The organism is Acinetobacter sp. Q85-2 (genome assembly GCF_013420555.1).
GTDB classification, from domain to species: domain Bacteria; phylum Pseudomonadota; class Gammaproteobacteria; order Pseudomonadales; family Moraxellaceae; genus Acinetobacter; species Acinetobacter indicus.
On the sequence record NZ_VOXW01000027.1, the window covers coordinates 1 to 20,466 of the forward strand.

The 20,466-nt window shown below is 48.1% G+C and carries 17 protein-coding genes; 5 read left to right on the forward strand and 12 right to left on the reverse strand.

The window, feature by feature from the left end; translation table 11 throughout:
* Window positions 1-166: 166 nt before the first annotated feature.
* Window positions 167-3,226: a DNA translocase FtsK gene (locus tag FTT68_RS12525; RefSeq protein ID WP_180056360.1), complete on the reverse strand. Its 3,060-nt coding sequence runs from the start codon at window positions 3,224-3,226 to the stop codon at window positions 167-169.
* Window positions 3,227-3,473: 247 nt separating this feature from the next.
* On the opposite strand from FTT68_RS12525, the gene trxB reads away from it, so the two are divergent.
* The 3 genes from trxB (at window position 3,474) to FTT68_RS12540 (ending at window position 6,074) form a co-directional block, all read left to right on the forward strand.
* Window positions 3,474-4,430, forward strand: a complete 957-nt coding sequence (gene trxB / locus FTT68_RS12530) for a thioredoxin-disulfide reductase (RefSeq protein ID WP_104472558.1) — start codon at window positions 3,474-3,476, stop codon at window positions 4,428-4,430.
* A gap of 80 nt (window positions 4,431-4,510) precedes the next feature.
* Window positions 4,511-5,242, forward strand: coding sequence for a leucyl/phenylalanyl-tRNA--protein transferase (aat, locus tag FTT68_RS12535; RefSeq protein WP_075175161.1), 732 nt, complete (start codon window positions 4,511-4,513; stop codon window positions 5,240-5,242).
* A 16-nt stretch (window positions 5,243-5,258) separates the two neighbouring features.
* Entirely contained in the window at window positions 5,259-6,074 is an 816-nt protein-coding gene (locus tag FTT68_RS12540) for an arginyltransferase (protein ID WP_005179833.1), read from the forward strand.
* 19 nt (window positions 6,075-6,093) lie between these two features.
* Here FTT68_RS12540 and rimI read toward each other — a convergent pair whose 3' ends face one another.
* The 7 genes from rimI to FTT68_RS12575 all read right to left on the reverse strand — a co-directional run bounded on the left by rimI (window position 6,094) and on the right by FTT68_RS12575 (window position 13,945).
* Complete coding sequence (gene rimI, locus FTT68_RS12545) at window positions 6,094-6,558, reverse strand: ribosomal protein S18-alanine N-acetyltransferase (RefSeq protein ID WP_160242862.1); 465 nt, start codon at window positions 6,556-6,558, stop codon at window positions 6,094-6,096.
* Between the two features lie 104 nt (window positions 6,559-6,662).
* Window positions 6,663-7,544, reverse strand: a complete 882-nt coding sequence (locus FTT68_RS12550) for a metal-dependent hydrolase (RefSeq protein ID WP_045796116.1) — start codon at window positions 7,542-7,544, stop codon at window positions 6,663-6,665.
* A 212-nt stretch (window positions 7,545-7,756) separates the two neighbouring features.
* The gene (gene tuf / locus FTT68_RS12555; RefSeq protein WP_160232602.1) at window positions 7,757-8,947 is read right to left on the reverse strand and encodes an elongation factor Tu; all 1,191 of its coding nucleotides are present in this window, start codon (window positions 8,945-8,947) and stop codon (window positions 7,757-7,759) included.
* A 94-nt stretch (window positions 8,948-9,041) separates the two neighbouring features.
* Complete coding sequence (fusA, locus tag FTT68_RS12560; protein ID WP_104490194.1) at window positions 9,042-11,177, reverse strand: elongation factor G; 2,136 nt, start codon at window positions 11,175-11,177, stop codon at window positions 9,042-9,044.
* A gap of 132 nt (window positions 11,178-11,309) precedes the next feature.
* Entirely contained in the window at window positions 11,310-11,780 is a 471-nt protein-coding gene (gene rpsG, locus FTT68_RS12565; protein WP_005179845.1) for a 30S ribosomal protein S7, read from the reverse strand.
* A gap of 179 nt (window positions 11,781-11,959) precedes the next feature.
* Window positions 11,960-12,334: a 30S ribosomal protein S12 gene (rpsL, locus tag FTT68_RS12570; protein ID WP_002050319.1), complete on the reverse strand. Its 375-nt coding sequence runs from the start codon at window positions 12,332-12,334 to the stop codon at window positions 11,960-11,962.
* 162 nt (window positions 12,335-12,496) lie between these two features.
* Window positions 12,497-13,945 carry an EcsC family protein gene (locus FTT68_RS12575; protein ID WP_168400280.1) on the reverse strand — a complete coding sequence of 483 codons (1,449 nt, stop codon included), beginning with the start codon at window positions 13,943-13,945 and terminating at the stop codon, window positions 12,497-12,499.
* 276 nt (window positions 13,946-14,221) lie between these two features.
* Here FTT68_RS12575 and FTT68_RS12580 point away from each other — a divergent pair, with 276 nt between their 5' ends.
* Both FTT68_RS12580 and FTT68_RS12585 read left to right on the forward strand, forming a co-directional pair.
* Window positions 14,222-15,451, forward strand: a complete 1,230-nt coding sequence (locus FTT68_RS12580) for a beta-ketoacyl synthase N-terminal-like domain-containing protein (protein WP_005179853.1) — start codon at window positions 14,222-14,224, stop codon at window positions 15,449-15,451.
* 19 nt (window positions 15,452-15,470) lie between these two features.
* The gene (locus FTT68_RS12585; RefSeq protein ID WP_180056352.1) at window positions 15,471-15,923 is read left to right on the forward strand and encodes a CopD family protein; all 453 of its coding nucleotides are present in this window, start codon (window positions 15,471-15,473) and stop codon (window positions 15,921-15,923) included.
* A 55-nt stretch (window positions 15,924-15,978) separates the two neighbouring features.
* On the opposite strand, the gene FTT68_RS12590 is transcribed toward FTT68_RS12585, so the two are convergent.
* The 4 genes from FTT68_RS12590 to FTT68_RS12605 form a co-directional block, all read right to left on the reverse strand.
* On the reverse strand, window positions 15,979-17,442 hold the full coding sequence (locus tag FTT68_RS12590) for an amino acid permease (protein ID WP_016659472.1): 1,464 nt from the start codon (window positions 17,440-17,442) through the stop codon (window positions 15,979-15,981).
* A 148-nt stretch (window positions 17,443-17,590) separates the two neighbouring features.
* Window positions 17,591-17,953 carry a RidA family protein gene (locus FTT68_RS12595; RefSeq protein ID WP_005179861.1) on the reverse strand — a complete coding sequence of 121 codons (363 nt, stop codon included), beginning with the start codon at window positions 17,951-17,953 and terminating at the stop codon, window positions 17,591-17,593.
* A gap of 24 nt (window positions 17,954-17,977) precedes the next feature.
* A complete protein-coding gene (gene alr, locus FTT68_RS12600; protein WP_180175406.1) occupies window positions 17,978-19,090 on the reverse strand; it encodes an alanine racemase in 1,113 nt (370 codons plus the stop codon).
* Between the two features lie 22 nt (window positions 19,091-19,112).
* Window positions 19,113-20,366: a D-amino acid dehydrogenase gene (locus FTT68_RS12605; protein WP_180056348.1), complete on the reverse strand. Its 1,254-nt coding sequence runs from the start codon at window positions 20,364-20,366 to the stop codon at window positions 19,113-19,115.
* Window positions 20,367-20,466 lie beyond the last annotated feature (100 nt).

The following is a 20,466-nucleotide window of genomic DNA, read 5'->3' on the forward strand; positions in this document are numbered from 1 at the left end:
AGTGATGGGAGAGCATGTTCCAGAGTGGATTCTAAATGTTCAGATAAAGACATAAAAAAATGAGCGTATTTACATACACTCATTTTTACTACATTTTTCTAATATTTGCTTAACTGACTGGCATTACACCTATTGGTGGGCTTTGTTTATAAAGATCGAGAACAGCTTAAACCAGAATTTCACGCTTGCCGTTCGGACCCTGTTCACTGACAATACCCTGCTCCTGCATCTGATCGACAATACGCGCCGCACGGTTATAACCGAGGCTAAACTTACGCTGTAAAGACGATACCGATACTTTACGGGTTTCCAGCACAAAGGCCACACACTGGTCATACAGCGCATCACGGTCTGAGCCGCCATCACCACCATCTTCAAAACCACGTGACGCTGGTTCTTCATCAAATGGAGTCAGAATTTCATCGACATAATCCGGTGAACCCCGTTCACGCCAGGCATCACAAATCCGGTTGACTTCATCATCGGAAATAAAGGCACCATGCACACGTTCCGGTTCAATTTTACCTGGTCCAAGGAACAGCATGTCACCATGACCGAGCAGGTCTTCTGCCCCGCCAGCATCCAGAATAGTCCGTGAGTCAATTTTTGAGTTCACGCGCAAGGCCACGCGAGTCGGGATGTTGGCCTTGATCAGACCGGTAATGACATCCACCGATGGACGCTGGGTAGCCAGCAATAAGTGAATCCCAGCTGCACGTGATTTCTGCGCCAGACGGGTAATCATTTCTTCGGCTTTTTTACCGACCTGCATAATCATGTCGGCAAACTCATCCGCCACAATCACAATTGATGGTAACGGCGTCAAGCGCGGTGCACGTTCCTGGGTTGCTGAATCGCCCGGTTTCCAGGTCGGATCAATCAGGTCCTCGCCATTGGCTAGGGCTTCTTCGACTTTGCGGTTATAGTCGCTGAGTTTACGGATTTTCAGGAATGACATCAGCTTATAACGGCGTTCCATTTCATTGACACACCAGTTCAGGGCGCTGACCGCATCTTTCATGTCAGTTACCACCGGCGTTAACAAATGTGGAATATCGTTATAGTTGGCCAGTTCCAGCTGTTTCGGGTCAATCAGAATTAAACGCAGTTGATCCGGCTTGTATTTAAGCAACATCGACAGAATCATCGAGTTCACCGCCACCGATTTACCCGAACCGGTGGTCCCCGCAACCAGCATATGCGGCGCTTTGCCCAGTTCAGTAATCACCGGATTACCAGAAATATCTTTACCCATCGCCATCGACAGGATGCCATCCTGATCTTCAAATTTCGGGGTTTGCACCAGCTCAATCAGACGCACCATTTCGCGGGTACTGTTTGGCACCTCAATACCGATATACGGTTTGCCCGGAATCACCTCGACCACACGCACCGAAGCCATCGACATGGAACGGGCCAGGTCACGGGAAATATTGGTGACTTTCGAGGCTTTTACCCCCGGCGCCAGATCCAGCTCAAAACGTGTAACTACCGGTCCCGGCTGCGCTTCCACCACTTTGGCTTTGACATTAAATTCCTGCAGCTTGATTTCCAGCAGTTCAGATAAACGCTCCAGCTGCTCTGCGGTGAAGTTGACCTTTTTATTTGGATCGACCTTATCCAGTAGCTCCAGACCCGGCAATGGTGATAAATCACGACGTTTCTCTGCGACCTGCATGGCACGCGACATTGGACGGCCCATGGCATCGGTTAATGGCGCATCAAAGTTAAATTCATCTTCTTCTTGCGGTTTGCCGGCAGTTTCATGCCACGCCTCAATGAATTCTTCTTTCGATAGGGCTTCTTTCACCGCGTCATTGACCACTGGTGCAGCCGCTGTGGCACTTACCGCAGCCTGATGCTGAATAGGCGCCTGTACAAAAGCCGAAGACTGCGCATAACTGCTGGTAGTTCTTGGGGCAGGTGCTTCTGGCTTCAGATCATCAACCAGCAGATCATCCAGCCCTTCAAATTCTTCATCACTCAGACGGTTTTTCGGGCTTGCATACTGCGCTGTGGCAGCCGATGGCATTTCAACCGCTTGTACGTCTGGCACCGGCTGGATGTGCGGTGCAGGTTCAGGCTGCGACTGACTATTAAATGGACTATGCAGATCCTGAGCAGCTTTCCCATTCGGTACAGCAGCCAGCAATTCGTCAAAGATTTCGTCATCATCCCAGTCAATATTAGACTGCGGCGTATTCGATGCAGGCGGTGCATCATGCACGGGCTGGACCACTGCATTAAAATGATCTTTCGGTGCGTGCGGAATCTGATCCTGAGAAGCACGTAACAGCTCATGAATATCCTGACTGTGCTTCTGGTCAGCATCATCATTCAGCGCACGCCAGACTTCACCGGTTGCCACCACACGCTGACTGTCCTGGGTCAGGCGATGGGCTTTTTCGACCGTCTGCTCAAAGACCTGCTCTTCTTCATCCAGCAGATCCTGCTCTGCAGAACGCTGCTGTTCACGCTCGACCATATCATCAAACAGACGCTCGGCCACCTGTTCATGACGGGACACCGCTGGTGCCACCGGAGCTTCTTCGACTTCACGATGTTCTGGTGCCGGCGTAACCACTTCGGCTGCAGCCGGTGCAGCGGCCACCACTGTTTTTTTAACGACCGGTGCCGGTTGATCAGCTTTAGGCACATCACGGTAAAACAGGTCTTGTAAATAAGCTGGCGTGGCTTTTAAAGTCACCCAGGTCCGGTTCCATTTAATCCCAAAGGCCAGTGTAAACAGGACACCCCAGAACACCAGCAGGAAAAAAGCTGCACCATAAATAGTGAGCAGCTGCGACAGGCTCTGCCCCAGTTCATACCCAATAATCCCGCCAGAAGCATTTTCCAGTGTATCGGCCGGCACTTGCCAGAACAAATACAACAGACTGGCAGTGGCCAGCAAAATAAAGAACTGCGCCGCATAACGGAAAGGACGGTTCAGGAAACTGCGCGGCCACCACACCTGAATGGCTTCAATAAACAGGTACAGCGGAATCAGCAGACTGGCCCAGCCCAAAAAGCCGAACAACAGGTCGGCAATCCATGCGCCGGCGACCCCGCTGGCATTGGACACCTGCTGGGTATCACTAGACAAATGCATCCAGCCCGGATCAAAAGGGGTATAGGTGACTGTCGCAAGGAACAGATAAATCCCGAATGAGACCAAAAATAATGTCATTATTAAGCGCTGTGCATAAGCACCCGACACCGCAGTCATATACTGTCCTGTAACCAATTTTTCATAAATGTTCTTGTGCAACCCGCCAGTTTGGCGTGGCCATAAAATAGATATTATGCACCTGTTGCAGCAAAAAAGATGCAAGATTATTGAAGTCAGTTGTTAACTTTTTCTATATAGCTTAAATCGATTTCTATGATCAATAATATCCACTGAATCTCACACAACTGTTATACAGTTTCACGTATAATTCCATAAATTGCTCAATAATAAAAGGATGCTACAGATGGGTGCTCGTCATTCACGTTTGATTATTTTAGGTTCAGGACCTGCAGGTTATAGTGCTGCCGTTTATGCTGCACGTGCCAATTTAAAACCGACCTTAATTGCAGGTTTACAACTCGGTGGTCAACTTACGACGACAACAGAAGTAGATAACTGGCCGGGTGATCCGGAAGGTCTGACAGGACCAGTGCTCATGGAACGTATGCAGGCCCATGCAGAACGTTTCGGGACCGAAATTGTCTATGACCATATCAATGAAGTCGATTTAAGTGTGCGTCCATTCGTCCTTAAAGGCGATATGGAAGAGTTCACCTGTGATGCCTTAATTATTGCCACCGGTGCTACGGCTCAATACCTCGGTCTGGAATCTGAAGCCAAATTCATGGGCCAAGGCGTTAGTGCCTGTGCTACCTGTGATGGTTTCTTCTACAAAAACCAGAACGTGATGGTAGTCGGTGGTGGTAATACCGCAGTTGAAGAAGCGCTGTATCTTTCCAATATCGCCTCTCACGTGACCCTGGTACACCGCCGTGACAGCCTGCGTTCAGAGAAAATTCTGCAAGATCATATTTTTGCCAAAGAAAAAGAAGGCAAAATCAGTATTCTCTGGAACAACCAGGTCGATGAAGTCCTGGGTGATGCACAATCTGGTGTGACTGCCGTACGTTTGAAATCTACTGTCGATGGTTCAACCCAGAATGTAGATGTATCTGGTATGTTCGTGGCGATTGGTCACAAGCCAAATACGGGTATGTTCGAAGGCCAGTTAAACCTGCGTGATGGTTATATTCAGGTTCAAAGTGGTACTGCCGGTAACGCAACCCAAACCTCTGTACCGGGCGTATTCGCAGCCGGTGACGTGGCAGACAGCGTCTATCGTCAAGCGATTACATCAGCTGGTTCAGGCTGTATGGCAGCCCTAGATGCTGAAAAATATCTGGATGCCCTAGGTGAATAATTTTGCCTAAAGCACGAGCCGCCCAATCCGGGCGGCTTTTTTATGTATGATAGAGATCTGTTTCGATTCAGAGTAGCTGTATGACCGCACTTGCACCCTCACAATTTATTTTCCCCCATCCTGATGAAGCTGATCCACAGGGTGAAGGACTGATTTGTATTGGTGCAGACCTGTCCCCCTCAACCCTGTTTGAAGCTTATACCCATGGCCTGTTTCCGTGGTTTTCCGAAGGTGATCCGATTTGCTGGTGGAGTCCCGAGCCGCGCTGCATTATCCGCCCTCAGGATTATCATCCAAGCAAGTCACTGCTGCGTAACATGAAAAAAGGTGATTACCGGATTAGCATCAATCAGGCCTTTGAACGGGTGATTCGCTGTTGTTCGCTGCCACGGGCCTATGCCAATGACACCTGGATTTCCGAAGACATCATTCAGGGCTATATTGACCTGTTTGAGGCCGGTTATGGCTATAGTGTCGAAGTCTGGGAGCAGGATGCGCTGGTCGGTGGTTTGTATGGCGTCACCATTGGCCGCGGCTGCTTTGGCGAGTCAATGTTTAGCCAGCGCACAGATGTCTCTAAAATGGCGTTTTATACCTTAATGCTGATTGGCCGCGACAACGCCCTGCCCTGGATTGACTGCCAGCTGGTCAATGACCATCTATTAAGTCTGGGCGCCTGTACAATAACTCGCCAAGCATACTTAAAATCGTTACAAGATGTTGTAAAACAGCCGGCGATAGATTGGAAAAAATACCAGGAGGGTGTATTTTCAAGTAAAACAATAGCGCAAAACGACTCACTGGATGAATAAATAAAGAGGGATTGCCATGAATTCATATCAACCGAAATCCCTGCTCAACGAATTACAATATTATATTACGCCGCCGCATAACTGCAGTTATCTGGATGATAAATCTGCTCGCATGGTGTTTTTAGATCCGGCGCACCGGATTGATGTGGTGACCCTGTCTGAACTGTCACGCATGGGCTTTCGTCGTAGCGGTGACTTTGTCTATCGGCCGGAATGCCATTTATGCCGTCAATGTCTGTCTTCGCGCGTGCCGGTACACGAATTTCAAATGAACAGCACCCAGAAAAAAGCCTGGAAACGCAATCAGGACCTGCACGTCACCATCCGCTCTACCCAAGAAGCCAATGAACAGCATTATGCGCTGTATGAGCGTTATATTAATGAACGCCATGCCGATGGCGATATGTATCCGCCAAGTCAGGATCAGTTTGAAAAATTTCTGGTGCACAGCTGCACCGACAGTTTCTTTTTAGAGCTTTGGCACCAAGACCGGCTAATTGCGGTCTCGACCTGCGACCTGCTCGATGATGGCCTGTCTGCGGTGTATACCTTCTTTGATCCGGATGAAAACCGCCGCTCCTTGGGCGTATTTGCGATCTTAAAGCAGATTGAACACACCCAGAAACTCGGACTGCCTTATGTTTATTTAGGCTATTGGGTGCCGCATTCCAATAAAATGAATTATAAATCGCAGTATGTACCGCTGGAATTGCTGATTGATGGCCAATGGCGCCGGCTCAATCGCAGCTTAAGCAGCGAAGAAATCCGGCAATTGGGAAACTCTCTCATGACCACCCTGCCCAGTGGTTGGAATAATTCGATTATCAAATAAAACCCAATAATTTTAAAAATTAAGGTGATGAGAAGAGCGCGGCAAAATCATCACTACAGGCTTTAACCATAATAACCGCATGTTCACGTGTGCCATCCGGATTTGGATAATAATTTTTGCGCACATCAATCTGATGAAAGCCAGCTTTTTCATACAGACGGATAGCCGCGGTATTGCTTTCACGCACTTCCAGAAAAATTTGTACCGGCTGATTCGGCAACTGCTCAATCGAATGCTCCAGCAGCTGATAACCCAGCCCCTTCCCCTGCTGGTCAGGCGCAACCGCCATCAGCAACAGGTTGGCTTCATCCAGCACCGGCTGCAAAATACAGAACCCGACCAGCTGTCCTTGCTGCTCGATTACGGTACATTGATAGCTGTCTACCGCTTCAGCAAACTGTTTCAAGCTCCAGGGATGGCTTTGTACCTGTTGCTCAATGTTAAATACACTATGAATATCAGCGTGTTGCATTAAACGAATCATCTTCGTTCATCATCGGTCAAAACAAAGTTCGCATTATAAGAGCTCTGGATAAAAAATCGAGCAAAAAAAAGGGCAATTTTCATTGCCCCCAAGAGTCAACACCGTTAGAAGCCCAATTTGGCTTTCCATGTGTCCAGCAGACTGACGGTATCTAAATCGTTCGGATGAAAGCCCGGGCGGAAATATGCCAGCATCTCACGGCCCATACCGGTAATAATGCCCTTAGAGGGACTATAAGCATAGGTATAAATGGCCTTGAACGCCTCCAGATTTAGCTGTTTGTCTTCTTTTAACAGACGGAACAGGAAATAGTTTTGCACCACAAATAAGGTCAGCATGGCGGCAACCAGTGAGCTGGTGCGCAGTAAATAGGCTTTGGTGCCTTGGCCGAATACACCCTCAAACACATCATAAGCTACCGCTTTATGCTCGTTTTCTTCAATCGCATGCCACAGCCACATGGTTTTCATGGTGTCATCGCTCATCAGTTCCTGAATATGCGAATTACGTAGCAACTGGGTGGCAATAGTCGCGGTAAAATGTTCCAGTGCGGTGGTTGCGGTCAAATCAACCATTTCCTGAGTGATGCCAAAGGGCTTACCAACACCGGCAAATACCTTACGCGCGCCTTGAATCACTTTATCGGTATAACGGTCTAAACGTTCTACATCATGGCCATATTTTTGTGCCGAGGCATTAAAGCCAACATGCTCCTGGGTATGCATGGCTTCCTGGCCAATAAAGGCTGAAATTTCTTTTTGCAGTTCCTGATTATCTTTAATCGCCGGGTGATAACGCACCGCACGTACACTATCAATAAAGAATTTTTCACCGGCTGGAAACAAGGCGGATAAAGCAGTCATAAAATGCGTCAGGCCAGCCGAACCTTGCATCCAATATTCTGGAACCTGATCAAACTCAAACGCCATACGACGTACCGGGAAACTGGCACCTGCGCGGTTGGTAATATTTACTTTAGCATTCATGACCTCAACTCCTTTCAAGTGAAGCGTCTCACCTGAAACTTTTATTTATTTTCTTCAGCTTTATCTTACGTGGTTCTGATATGGGGATAAGTGCAGTTAAGGTCAGGCGAATATCAGTTTAGGACAGCTTACAATTAAATTGTCAGACAATTTAATCTGCAGAGATAAAAAAAGCGTCCCAAAGGGACGCTTTTTTCACACTATAGAAGTGATTATGCAGTTACTTTAGAAACTACACCAGCACCTACAGTACGGCCACCTTCACGGATCGCGAATCGTAAGCCAGCGTCCATTGCGATTGGGTGGATTAATTCTACTGACATTTCAACGTTGTCACCTGGCATAACCATTTCAACGCCTTCTTTCAGCTGGATCGCACCAGTTACGTCCGTAGTACGGAAGTAGAACTGTGGACGGTAACCATTTAAGAATGGAGTGTGACGGCCACCTTCGTCTTTAGAAAGTACGTATACTTCTGCGTCGAATTTAGTGTGCGGCTTGATTGAACCTGGTTTAGCAAGTACTTGACCACGTTGAACTTCTTCACGCTTAGTACCACGTAGAAGAACACCACAGTTCTCGCCAGCACGACCTTCGTCAAGAAGCTTACGGAACATTTCAACGCCAGTAACAGTTGTTTTCGCTGTATCTTTGATACCCACGATTTCAACTTCTTCACCTACTTTAACGATACCAGTTTCTACACGGCCAGTTACAACTGTACCACGACCAGAAATAGAGAATACGTCCTCGATTGGCATCAAGAATGCTTGGTCGATTGCACGTACTGGCTCTGGAATGTAAGAGTCAAGTGCTTCAACAAGAGCAACAACAGCGTCTTCGCCATATTGACCTGATTCACCGTTAAGTGCTGCAAGAGCAGAACCACGGATTACTGGAGTGTCATCGCCTGGGAAGTCGTAAGTAGAAAGAAGTTCACGAACTTCCATTTCAACTAATTCGATTAACTCTTCGTCGTCTACGATATCGCATTTGTTTAAGAATACGATGATGTAAGGTACACCTACCTGACGAGAAAGAAGGATGTGTTCACGAGTTTGTGGCATTGGACCATCAGTCGCTGAACAAACAAGGATCGCACCGTCCATCTGAGCAGCACCAGTGATCATGTTTTTAACATAGTCGGCGTGACCTGGGCAGTCAACGTGAGCGTAGTGACGAGTTGGAGAATCGTATTCTACGTGAGAAGTGTTAATTGTAATACCACGTGCTTTTTCTTCTGGAGCAGAGTCGATTGCAGCGTAATCTTTCGCTTCACCACCGAATTTCTTCGCACATACAGTTGCAATTGCAGCTGTTAAAGTTGTTTTACCATGGTCAACGTGACCGATTGTGCCCACGTTAACGTGTGGCTTATTACGTTCAAACTTAGCCTTAGCCATGTTCATCTTCCTTTGTAGATTACTCATGCAGGATCACTGCATGAGCATTAGATTTTAACTATAAAATTAGTTAGGCAATATAGTAATCGAAAGATTACTCGTCGTCACCTTTTTTACCGCCAGACTGGAATTTAGCGATGATGCCTTCCGCCACGTTACGTGGAGTTTCAGCGTATTTAGCAAATTCCATAGAGTAAGTCGCACGACCTTGAGACATAGAACGCATTTGAGTCGCGTAACCGAACATCTCAGCCAGTGGAACTTCAGCACGGATTGCTTTAGTACCGCCAGGTAAATCGTCCATACCTTGAACCATACCACGACGACGGTTTAAGTCACCCATGATATCGCCCATGTAGTCTTCTGGAGTTTCTACTTCAACTTTCATGATAGGTTCAAGAAGAACAGGATCTGCTTTCATGAAACCGTCACGGAATGCGTAAGAACCCGCCATTTTGAACGACAATTCGTCAGAGTCGACATCGTGGTAAGAACCGTCGAACAATGTTGCTTTGATGCCAACAACTGGGTAACCAGCAAGGACACCATTCTTCATACGTTCTTGGATACCTTTGTCAACCGCACCGAAGAATTCTTTAGGTACTACACCACCAACAACTTCTTCAGCGAACTCGTAGTCTTTACCAGTTTCAGGATCAAGCGGTTCTAAACGTACGTATACGTGACCGAATTTACCTTTACCACCAGTTTGACGAACGAATTTACCTTCTTGTTCGATTGATTTCTTGATCGTTTCACGGTAAGCAACCATTGGTTTACCAATGTTCGCTTCAACGTTGAATTCACGCTTCATACGGTCAACGATGATGTCAAGGTGAAGCTCACCCATACCAGCGATGATAGTCTGACCAGATTCTTCGTCTGTGAATACGCGGAACGATGGATCTTCTTTCGCTAAACGGCCAAGCGCAACTGACATTTTTTCTTGGTCAGCTTTGGTCTTAGGTTCAACAGCCAATTGAATTACTGGCTCTGGGAATTCCATACGCTCAAGTGTGATTACGTTGTTTTCGTCACACAGTGTATCACCCGTAGTCGTGTCTTTAAGACCTACACACGCCGCGATGTCACCCGCACGAATTTCTTCGATGTCGTGACGGTCGTTTGCGTGCATCTGTACGATACGGCCAATACGTTCACGTTTCATTTTCACTGGGTTGTAAACAGGGCTACCTGCTTTCAGAACACCTGAGTAAACACGTACGAACGTTAAGTTACCTACGAATTTGTCGTTCATGATTTTGAACGCAAGCGCAGAGAACGGAGCATCGTCAGACGCTTCACGAGAACCTTCGGTTTCGTCTTTGTCGTCTAGGATACCTTTGATCGCTTCTACGTCTGTAGGCGCTGGAAGGAATTCAATCACTGCGTCCAACATACGTTGAACACCTTTGTTTTTGAATGCAGAACCACACATTGCAGGTTGAATTTCACCCGCTAATGTACGTTGACGTAAACCAGCTACGATTTCTTCTTTAGAAAGGTCGCCTTCTTCCAGGTATTTGTCCATGAGTTCTTCTGATGCTTCAGCAGCAGCTTCAACCATGTTTGTACGCCATTCTTCAGCTGTATCTTGCAGATCAGCAGGAATGTCGCCGTATTCAAACTTCATACCTTGAGAAGCTTCGTCCCAGATGATTGACTTCATTTCGATTAAGTCAACAACACCTGTGAATGTGTCTTCTGCGCCCACTGGAACAACGATAGGCACTGGGTTAGCACCCAAACGTGTCTTCATTTGTTCAACTACGCGAAAGAAGTTTGCACCAGTACGGTCCATTTTGTTAACGAACGCTAAACGAGGTACTTTATATTTGTTTGCTTGACGCCATACAGTTTCAGACTGAGGTTGTACACCACCTACAGCACAGTAAACCATACATGCACCGTCAAGAACACGCATAGAACGCTCAACTTCAATTGTGAAGTCAACGTGTCCTGGGGTGTCAATTACGTTAATACGGTGTTGGTCAAATTGGTTAGCCATACCTTTCCAGAAGCATGTTACAGCTGCTGAAGTAATGGTAATACCACGTTCCTGCTCTTGTTCCATCCAGTCAGTTGTTGCTGAACCTTCGTGAGTTTCACCTAGTTTGTGGCTCTCACCTGTGTAGAACAAAATACGTTCAGAAGTGGTTGTTTTACCTGCGTCAATGTGCGCAGAGATACCAATGTTACGGTAACGAGAAATTGGGGTTTGACGTGCCATGATTTCTAGCATTCCTAAATTTTGTTGTTTAAAACAGGACGCTTTAAGCTGCATAGCAACTTAAAGCGCTTTGATGACAAACTAGTGACAACTAAATTCATCACCCTCCTGATTAGGTCCTGTTTTATCCGCTTAGAAACGGTAGTGAGAGAAGGCTTTGTTGGCTTCAGCCATACGGTGCACATCTTCACGTTTTTTAACCGCTGCGCCTTTACCTTCAGCTGCATCAAGCAACTCACCAGCAAGACGTAAAGCCATAGTTTTTTCAGAACGCTTAGCAGCAGCATCTACTAACCAACGCATCGCTAGAGCAGTACGACGGGATGGGCGTACTTCCATAGGAACTTGATAAGTAGCACCACCAACACGGCGTGCTTTTACTTCAACCATAGGACGAACTTTTTCAAGCGTAGCTTCAAAAAATTCAACTGGGTCTACTTTGTTTTTTTCTTGAACGCGGTCTAAAGCACCGTAAACGATACTTTCAGCAATAGATTTTTTACCATCTTGCATTACGTGGTTCATGAATTTAGCGATTGTTTGGCTGCTGAACTTAGGATCCGGAAGGATTTCACGAGCAGCGACTACGCGACGTCTTGGCATTTTAAAACTACCTATAAATATGACACTTCAGGTTAATCCAGCAGTAGCATAAAGTGTCGTATGCATTCGCTGGCCTTACTATACGTCGCTTGAATATTCACAAAATAAATGCAGAAATCAGACAAGCGAGACGATAAAGGATTGCAGTTCTAGCGAACTAAGAGCTTAATCTTGAAAGATTATTTCTTAGGACGTTTAGTACCGTATTTAGAACGTGACTGGTTACGATCTTTCACGCCAGCACAGTCTAAAGAACCACGAACGGTATGGTAACGTACACCTGGTAAGTCTTTAACACGACCACCACGGATCAGAACAACACTGTGCTCTTGCAGGTTATGGCCTTCACCACCGATATAGCTAGAAACTTCGAAACCTGAAGTTAAGCGAACACGGCAAACTTTACGCATTGCTGAGTTAGGTTTTTTAGGTGTAGTTGTGTAAACACGTGTACAAACACCACGACGTTGTGGACAAGCCTTCAACGCAGGAACTTTAGATTTTTCAACTAAAGTCGTACGACCCTTACGGATCAACTGATTTGTTGTTGCCATGTGGCAATTCTCCCGTTAATAAAAAGCCCCAAAAACTACTACTTTTTGAGGGCATGCAATTGTAAGTCAAGATACTAAAATGGTCAATATTCAACAGACCTGCAAATATTGACCATTCCCGCATTAAAGGCTAATTTTACTGCTTTTTAAGGTATTAGGACCTTATTGCGCTTTTTGCTTTTTTGTAACCTTCTTCACTACCGGCTTCTCAGCTTCCGCTTTTTGCGGTTCAGCCTCCGTTTCTGGTGGCTCTTCCACTGCCGGTGGCGTGTCGTCAAACTCGTCATCATCTTCAGGTTCCGGCTCAATCGATTCCGGTGGAATTGCCGGTTTTTGCGGCTCTACCGCAGTATTCGGTTCAACCATTTTATCGGCCAGCTGTTCTAGGCCCTGCTGGATATCCTGATCGATCTGTTCCGACTCCGGCTTTTCCTCTGCCGATTTTTTCTGGATTTTCACCTTGGAGATGGTGCTGTTTTGCTGCAGCTCAATATCCTGATCCAGCTTCAGCTCATCGACGGCCGGTGTAGCCGCAGCTGGCTGTTCCAGTAATTTCGGTGCGGCTTGCGCCAATAAGGCTGCGGCTTTTTCATAGGCATCGACCGGGGACAGCTGACTGCCTTTATGCTGAATGAGATATTCACGGGCATGCGAGAACACTTCCTGCGCTTTCTGATGCACATGCTCGACCAGCTTCCAGCTGTAGGCGGCACTGACCGAGGCTGTCGCTACCGGGGTTAATTTGCTTAACAGCGAGAACTTCGGCATTGAGTTCATCCACTGCCATTTCATTTCGCCCTGCTCATTGACCAGATATTTGCGTAGCGCTTCCATGTCATTGCTGGAACCAACCAGCTGCTGCAGCTGATGCACATCATGGGTTTGCAGCATGTTCAGCACGCTTTTAATGCCCAGCAAGACCGCCTGCTTTTCGGCAATCAGGCCCAGATCGACCTGTTTGAAAATATATTGCACAATGGCCTGGCCTTCTTCTTTATTCAGCTCAAAGCCATACGAACGTCCAACCTGATAGATGGTACGTAACGACATGATCATCGAAACCGGCACATCTACCGCGGTTCCAATCACGCCGGTAGCCCCGGTAATTGCGCCCTGAATTGAGGCCAGCCATTTATTCTGCTCTGCCAGCGCCTGGCTGATGCGTTTGGAACGGTTCACATCCTGGGTCAGTTCTTCTAGATCACGCACCCCGGCTTCATCTAGAACTGCATCGACCGAACTGATATTGGAGGTAAAGGTATTTAGCTGGTGAAAGAAGTAATCCGACACCTTATCGGAAAACTGAGGCGCCACAAAATGGGCAAGATTATTGACCTTATTATAATGACGACCTAGCAATTGACGTGAAACCTGTGGCAAGTGTGCCTTCAGTACCTGCTGCGGATTGTCATAACGCGATGAATGGCGGCCGAATACCGGGCTGGCACTGCCTTCCACCACCCGCCCCTGACTGCTACCCGCCTCTTCTTTACTGGTCGAACCGGGCGCCACATGCTGAACCAGGTCAATGCCGGTATGACTGAGCTTTTTAGCCACTCCAAACGCACTCGAGAGGAATCCGCCTGATTGCTTATTATTAGAATCTGTCATTCTTGCTCCTCATTTTCTTTCTTAAGATTTATTGCTAAATACTAGGTATAGTCTGCGTTTATCTCAACCTTATTGTGTTTCTTTTGGTTATGTTCACGTAGTCTGCTCCCCAAATCTGGTCATTCCCAAAGAGACATAGGATTTGCCATAAGAATTCAAAATTCTTTCTGTTATTATGAATCCAATTGAAAAACTTGGGAAATGCACTGGACACCGGCATTTGCGCCGACAGTCTCCAGGGTTGGACCCGATAATATCACCATAAGGGAACTGTAGATGAAACGTGTTGTAATCACTGGCATGGGCATTAATTCGTGCATTGGTAATACATTAGAAGATGTAACCCACTCTTTGCAAAATGGTATTTCAGGCACACGTTTTAACCAGACTTATGCTGAACTGAATTTTAAGAGCCATGTCAGTGCAGCTGCAGAACAGAATTTTGACAATATCGACCGTCGTTTAAAACGCTTCATGGGCGTGTGTGCAATGTATGCCTATAACGCAGCGGCAGCAGCCATTGAACATGCCGGCCTGAAAGTTGAAGATTTAGCTGGTAACCCGCGTTACGGTATTGCCGGTGGTTCAGGCGGCAACTCGACTGCATCTGTGGTTGAAATGGTGGAATTACTGGAAGAAAAAGGCGCGCGTAAAATTGGCCCATTCTTTGTACCACGTAACATGTCAAACACCATTACGGCCAACCTGGGCGTTGCCTTTAAACTGCAAGGCGTTGCGCACTCGATTACCAGCGCATGTGCAACTTCTGCCGATGCGATTGGTTATGCCTACAACCTGATTCAACTGGGTAAACAGGATCTTATGCTGGCTGGCGGTGGTGAAGAAGATCACTGGTCACAAAGCCTGCTGTTTGATGCGATGGGTGCGCTGTGTGCCAAATACAATGACACCCCAGAAACTGCTTCTCGTCCATATTCAGCAGACCGTGATGGTTTCGTGATTGCCGGCGGCGGTGGCTTCCTGGTACTGGAATCGCTGGAACATGCACAAGCACGTGGTGCCAACATTCTGGCAGAAGTGGTCGCGTATGCAGCCAACTCGGATGGTGCTGACATGGTTGCGCCAAGCGGTGAAGGTGCAACACGCTGTATCCTGATGGCGCTGGATGAAGCCAAACAGCATGGTGTTGAATCGATTGACTATGTGAACACACACGGTACATCTACCCCTGCAGGTGACGTGACTGAACTGAAAGCCATGGAACGTGCCTTTGGTGAAGGCCAGGTACCAGCCCTGAGCTCGACCAAATCTATGACCGGTCACAGCCTGGGTGCTGCCGGTGTACAGGAAGCGATCTACTCTGTCCTGATGATGCAAAACGACTTTATTGCGCCAAACATCAACGTGACCGAGCTGGATGAAGGCGCGAAAGGCTTTGATATCGTACTTGAAAAACGTGACGCAAAATTGAATACTGTGATGAGTAACAGTTTTGGTTTTGGCGGCGTAAACGCTTGTCTGATTTTCAAGAAATGGGATGCATAATCCCTAAATAGGATTTTCGATGGATGCACCTTCTGATGCTTTTTTATGGATAAAAGCATTACATATTATTGCCGTGGTGTGCTGGTTCGCTGCACTGTTCTATCTGCCACGGTTATATGTTTACCATGCCATGAGTGAAGATGCGGTCAGTCATCAGCGTTTTGAAGTCATGGAACGCAAGTTGTACCGCGGAATTATGTGGCCTTCCATGATTGCCACCCTAATTACCGCCCACTTTCTGGTAGATTGGGGTGATGCCACCCGGAACTACCACGATGCCTTGTGGTTTTACCTGAAAGTGGCACTGGTCGGATTATTGGTGATTTACCATCTGGTTTGCGGTTATTACCGTCTGAAACTGATTGGCAATGCCCATTACAAGTCACACAAGTTCTGGCGCTTTTTCAATGAAATGCCGACAGTGCTGTTATTTGCAATTGTGATTCTGGTGGTGGTGAAACCTGTGTTCTAGCTCCATCGAAGAACAGATAAAAAAAGCCTCGTTTGATACGAGGCTTTTTTGTGGGCTAGCGAAGGGTTTCTGACTTGGCATATTGCTCGGTCTGGGCATATTGCTGGTATTTACGCAGCCGCGGTTTATATAGACCATAGTAAGTCACGGTTAAAATCACCAGCCACAACGGACTGACCAGCAGTGCTTTCAGCGTATCCGGCTCCAGACTGAGAATCACCAGTGCAAACAGCAGGAAGGCCAACACCACATAGCTCATCAGCACCCCGCCCGGCATTTTAAAGCGTGAAGCAGCGTGTAACTGCGGCTGCAGTTTACGATAGCGCAGGTAACACACCATAATAATGCCCCAGATGCTAATAAACAGAATCACGCACAGCGAGCTGGCCAAGGTAAAGGCTTCAACGGTATTCGGCACAAAATACTGCAAGGCTGCACCGGCCATAATAAACAGACAGGAGAACAGCAGACCTTTGGCCGGTACTGCCCGTTTTGACAAGGTCGCCAACGCCTGTGGCGCCTGCCGGCCACGCGCCAGGCCAAACAGCATGCGGCTGGTCGAAAACACACCGCTGTTCATGGAAGACATCACCGAAGATAACACCACCAGATTCATAATAATCGCAGAGGTGGGAATACCGGCATGTAAAAACAACGATACAAACGGACTACGGTCTGCCGGAATCTGGTTCCACGGCGTCACCGACATCACCACAAATAAAGACAGCACATAAAACAGGATAATCCGGGTCGGAATTGCATTGACTGCTTTGGGTAAATTCTTTTCCGGATCTTTGGTTTCAGCCGCCATGGTGCCCAGCAGCTCCACCCCGACAAAGGCAAACAGCGCAATCTGGAAACCGGCCAGAAAACCGTTACCGCCTTGTGGAAACATACCACCATGTGACCAGACATGCTGAAAACTGGCAGTGGTGCCATCTGGCGCGGCAAACTGGTTAAAGACCATATAGCCACCAATACCAATCAGGCCTAAGATGGCCAGAATCTTGATCAGGGCAAACCAGAACTCGATTTCACCAAACAGCTTGACCGTCAGTAAATTCAGTCCCAGTACAAACAGCACACAACCAACACTGATCAGCGCCTGCCCCATGGGAGTAAACGTGGTATCTGGTGGCAGCCAGAAACCGAGATAATTGATGATGGCTGCCAGATCGGCAATTCCGACCAGAATCCAGCCCAGCCAGTAGGACCAGCCAATATAGTAGCCCGCACCCGGCCCGATCAGCTCATGCGCCATATCAATAAAGGATTTATAGTGCAGATTGGACAGCAGGATTTCACCCAATGCGCGCATCAGGAAGAAAAACATCAGGCCAATAATCATATAAATAAACAGGATGGACGGGCCAGCCAAGGCAATGGTTTTGCCGGAGCCCATAAACAGTCCGGTGCCAATAGCGCCGCCAATGGCAATTAACTGCAGATGCCGGTTGGAGAGTTTGCGTTGTAATTCATGTGGCGACGAATGAACGTCATCGTGACGAGAGGAAGTCATGTTCAATATCCTTATTGTGCCCTGACGCTGCCATCAGCGCAGGCTGTGCATACGTCATCCTGCAATGATGGTCCTGTACATCCCAACAAATCCTATCTTGGGCTGTACGCAGCGTCAGTGGCTGGGAGAGAAAACCAAACCAGACGGCTTATTTCTGTGCAGCGGTCACTGCAATTTCAATCAGCCAGTCCGGGTTGACCAGTTCCGCCTGAATGGTGGCGCGTGCCGGTGTGGCATGGCCCTGCAACCATTCAATCCAGAGCGCATTCACGGTCTGGAAATCGGACAGATTCTTTAAAAAGAGTTGCGCAGATAAAATCCGGCTTTTATCGCTATTGGTTTCGGCCAGCAGCGTATCAATGGTCTGCAGCACTTCTTGCGTTTGCGCAGTGATGTCCTGCCCGGCAGTGGTTTTCGGAATCTGACCCGACAGATAGACCACCTGATTAAATACCGTTGCCGCACTCATCACTTCAGTGCTGTGAATACGTTGAATATCTTGAGAACTCATGTTGTGATCCTGTTGAATAAAATTTTATGCCTGCACCACAAACGGCACCCGGGCGGTGATGGCGCACATCAGCTCATAGCCAACGGTACCGGCTGCCTGACTGACCTCATCGACCGGCAAGATGGCACCACTGCTGGAATAGCCCCACAGCACCACTTCAGCGCCAATATCGGCGTCAGGAAGATGGCTGAGATCGACCGCCAGCATATCCATACTGACCCGACCCAGCGTCTGGCTGCGCTGCGAATTGACCAGTACCGGTGTACCGCTTGGAGAAATTCGCTGATAGCCATCGGCATAGCCACAGGCCACTACGCCAATCCGCATGGATTTTTCGGCGACAAAGCTGGAGCCATAGCCAATACTTTCTCCAGCCTTCAGCTGCTGGACAGCAATAATTTCACTGCGCAGGCTCATGCTCGGTTTCAGGTTCCAGTCCTGAATTGTGTGCTGTGGAAAATCGGGAGAACTGCCGTACAGCATGATGCCGCTACGCATCACATCGCTGTGCAGGGCCGGCGCATGACGTAGCAGCGCCGCGCTATTACAGAGCGAACGCTTGCCAGGCAGGCCGGCAATGGTCTGTTCAAAACACTGCTGCTGATAGTCAATGCCCGGCGCGCCAAAACGTTCGCCGTCGGCATCGGAGAAATGCATCATGTGGGTAATAGAGCTGACAATTTCCAGTGCCTGTAACTGGGCAAAGGCGTCCCGGTAAGTGGCGGGTGCAAAACCCAGACGGTTCATGCCACTGTTCATTTTCAGATAGACATGAAAACGTGCTTCCGGATGCTGGCGCTGGAACTGCTGTAACCAGTCAATTTGATGGGCGCTGTGAATGCTAAAGCTCAAGCAATGTTGCTGACAGACAAATAAATCTTCCAGACAGAAAATACCTTCCAGCAACAGAATATCGCCCTGCCAGCCCAGCTGGCGTAATCTCAGCGCCTCGGCCAGATCTAGCAAAGCAAAGCCATCGGCGGACTGAAAAGCCGGATAGACCCGCTCGATGCCATGACCATAGGCATTGGCCTTGACCACGGCATAAACTTGGCTGTCCCCGGCATACTGCCGGGCAATCTGCAGGTTATGGCGCAGTGCATCGAGATGCACCACCGCCTGAATTGGTCTGGACATCGTTCTTCCTTGAATCAATACCTTAAGCAGCGTAACGCTGTAACGATAAGCCTTCAGTGCTAATTTCCGGTTGCTGCTGCATCACCAGATCACTGATTAACTTGCCCGAACCACAGGCCATGGTCCAGCCTAAAGTCCCGTGACCGGTATTCAGGAACAGGTTTTTATAGCGGGTGCCACCAATAATCGGGGTGCTGTCTGGCGTCATTGGACGTAAACCGGTCCAGAAGCTGGCCTGCGGTAAATCACCACCCGGGAATAAATCTTTGGTGACCATTTCCAGCGTGGCACGACGATCCTGATTCAGACCGAGGTTAAAGCCGCTTAATTCAGCCATACCACCGACACGAATCCGCTGGTCAAAACGGGTAATGGCAATCTTGTAAGTTTCATCCAGAACTGTTGATTGTGGCGCCATGGCCGGATCGACAATTGGCACAGTCAGCGAATAACCTTTCACCGGATAGACCGGCAGGTCCAGATGCAGCGGTTTCAGGAATTCACGTGAATAACTGCCAAAGGCCAGCACATAACGGTCTGCGGTCAGCACTTTGCCATTGACCAGCACGCCTTTAATCTCGTCGCCTTCAACCAGCAGTTTTTCTACATTCTGGTTAAACTGGAAATCAACACCCATCTCCTGTGCCAGTTTGGCCAGCGCATTGGTAAACAGATAGCAGTCGCCGGTTTCATCATTAGGCAAGTGCAAACCACCAACCACTTTGTCCTTGGCCGCAGCCAAAGCCGGTTCAACCCGTGCCAGACCATCACGGTCTAACAGCTCATATTCCACACCGCTTTCTTTTAATACTTCAATGTCACGCTGTACGGCATCGAGCTGGGTATCTTTACGGAACAGCTGCAGCGTGCCTTTAGAGCGGTTTTCATAGCTGATTCCGGTGTCTTGGCGTAACTGTCTCAGGCAATCGCGGCTATATTCGGCTACCCGCACCATCCGCTCTTTATTAATAGCATAGTGCTGTGCATTACAGTTTTTCAGCATTTGCGCCATCCACTGTAACTGCCACATACTGCCATCCAAATTCACGGCCAAAGGTGCATGATGCTGGAACATCCACTTCACGGCTTTAAATGGAATCCCCGGCGCTGCCCACGGCGTTGAATAGCCCGGTGAAACCTGTCCGGCATTCCCGAAGCTGGTTTCTTCCGCCGGCCCGGTTTGACGATCCAGCACCGTCACACTTGCACCCTGCTGCGCCAGATAATATGCGCTGGTCACCCCAATGACACCGCTTCCCAACACAATTACACGCATAGACTTGACCTCAAATACATTCCAGTTTATTTAACTAGTATATTTTCGGATCAATAGTGAATTTTGCTATTTTTAGTGGGTATTTTCAGATAATCCGCCC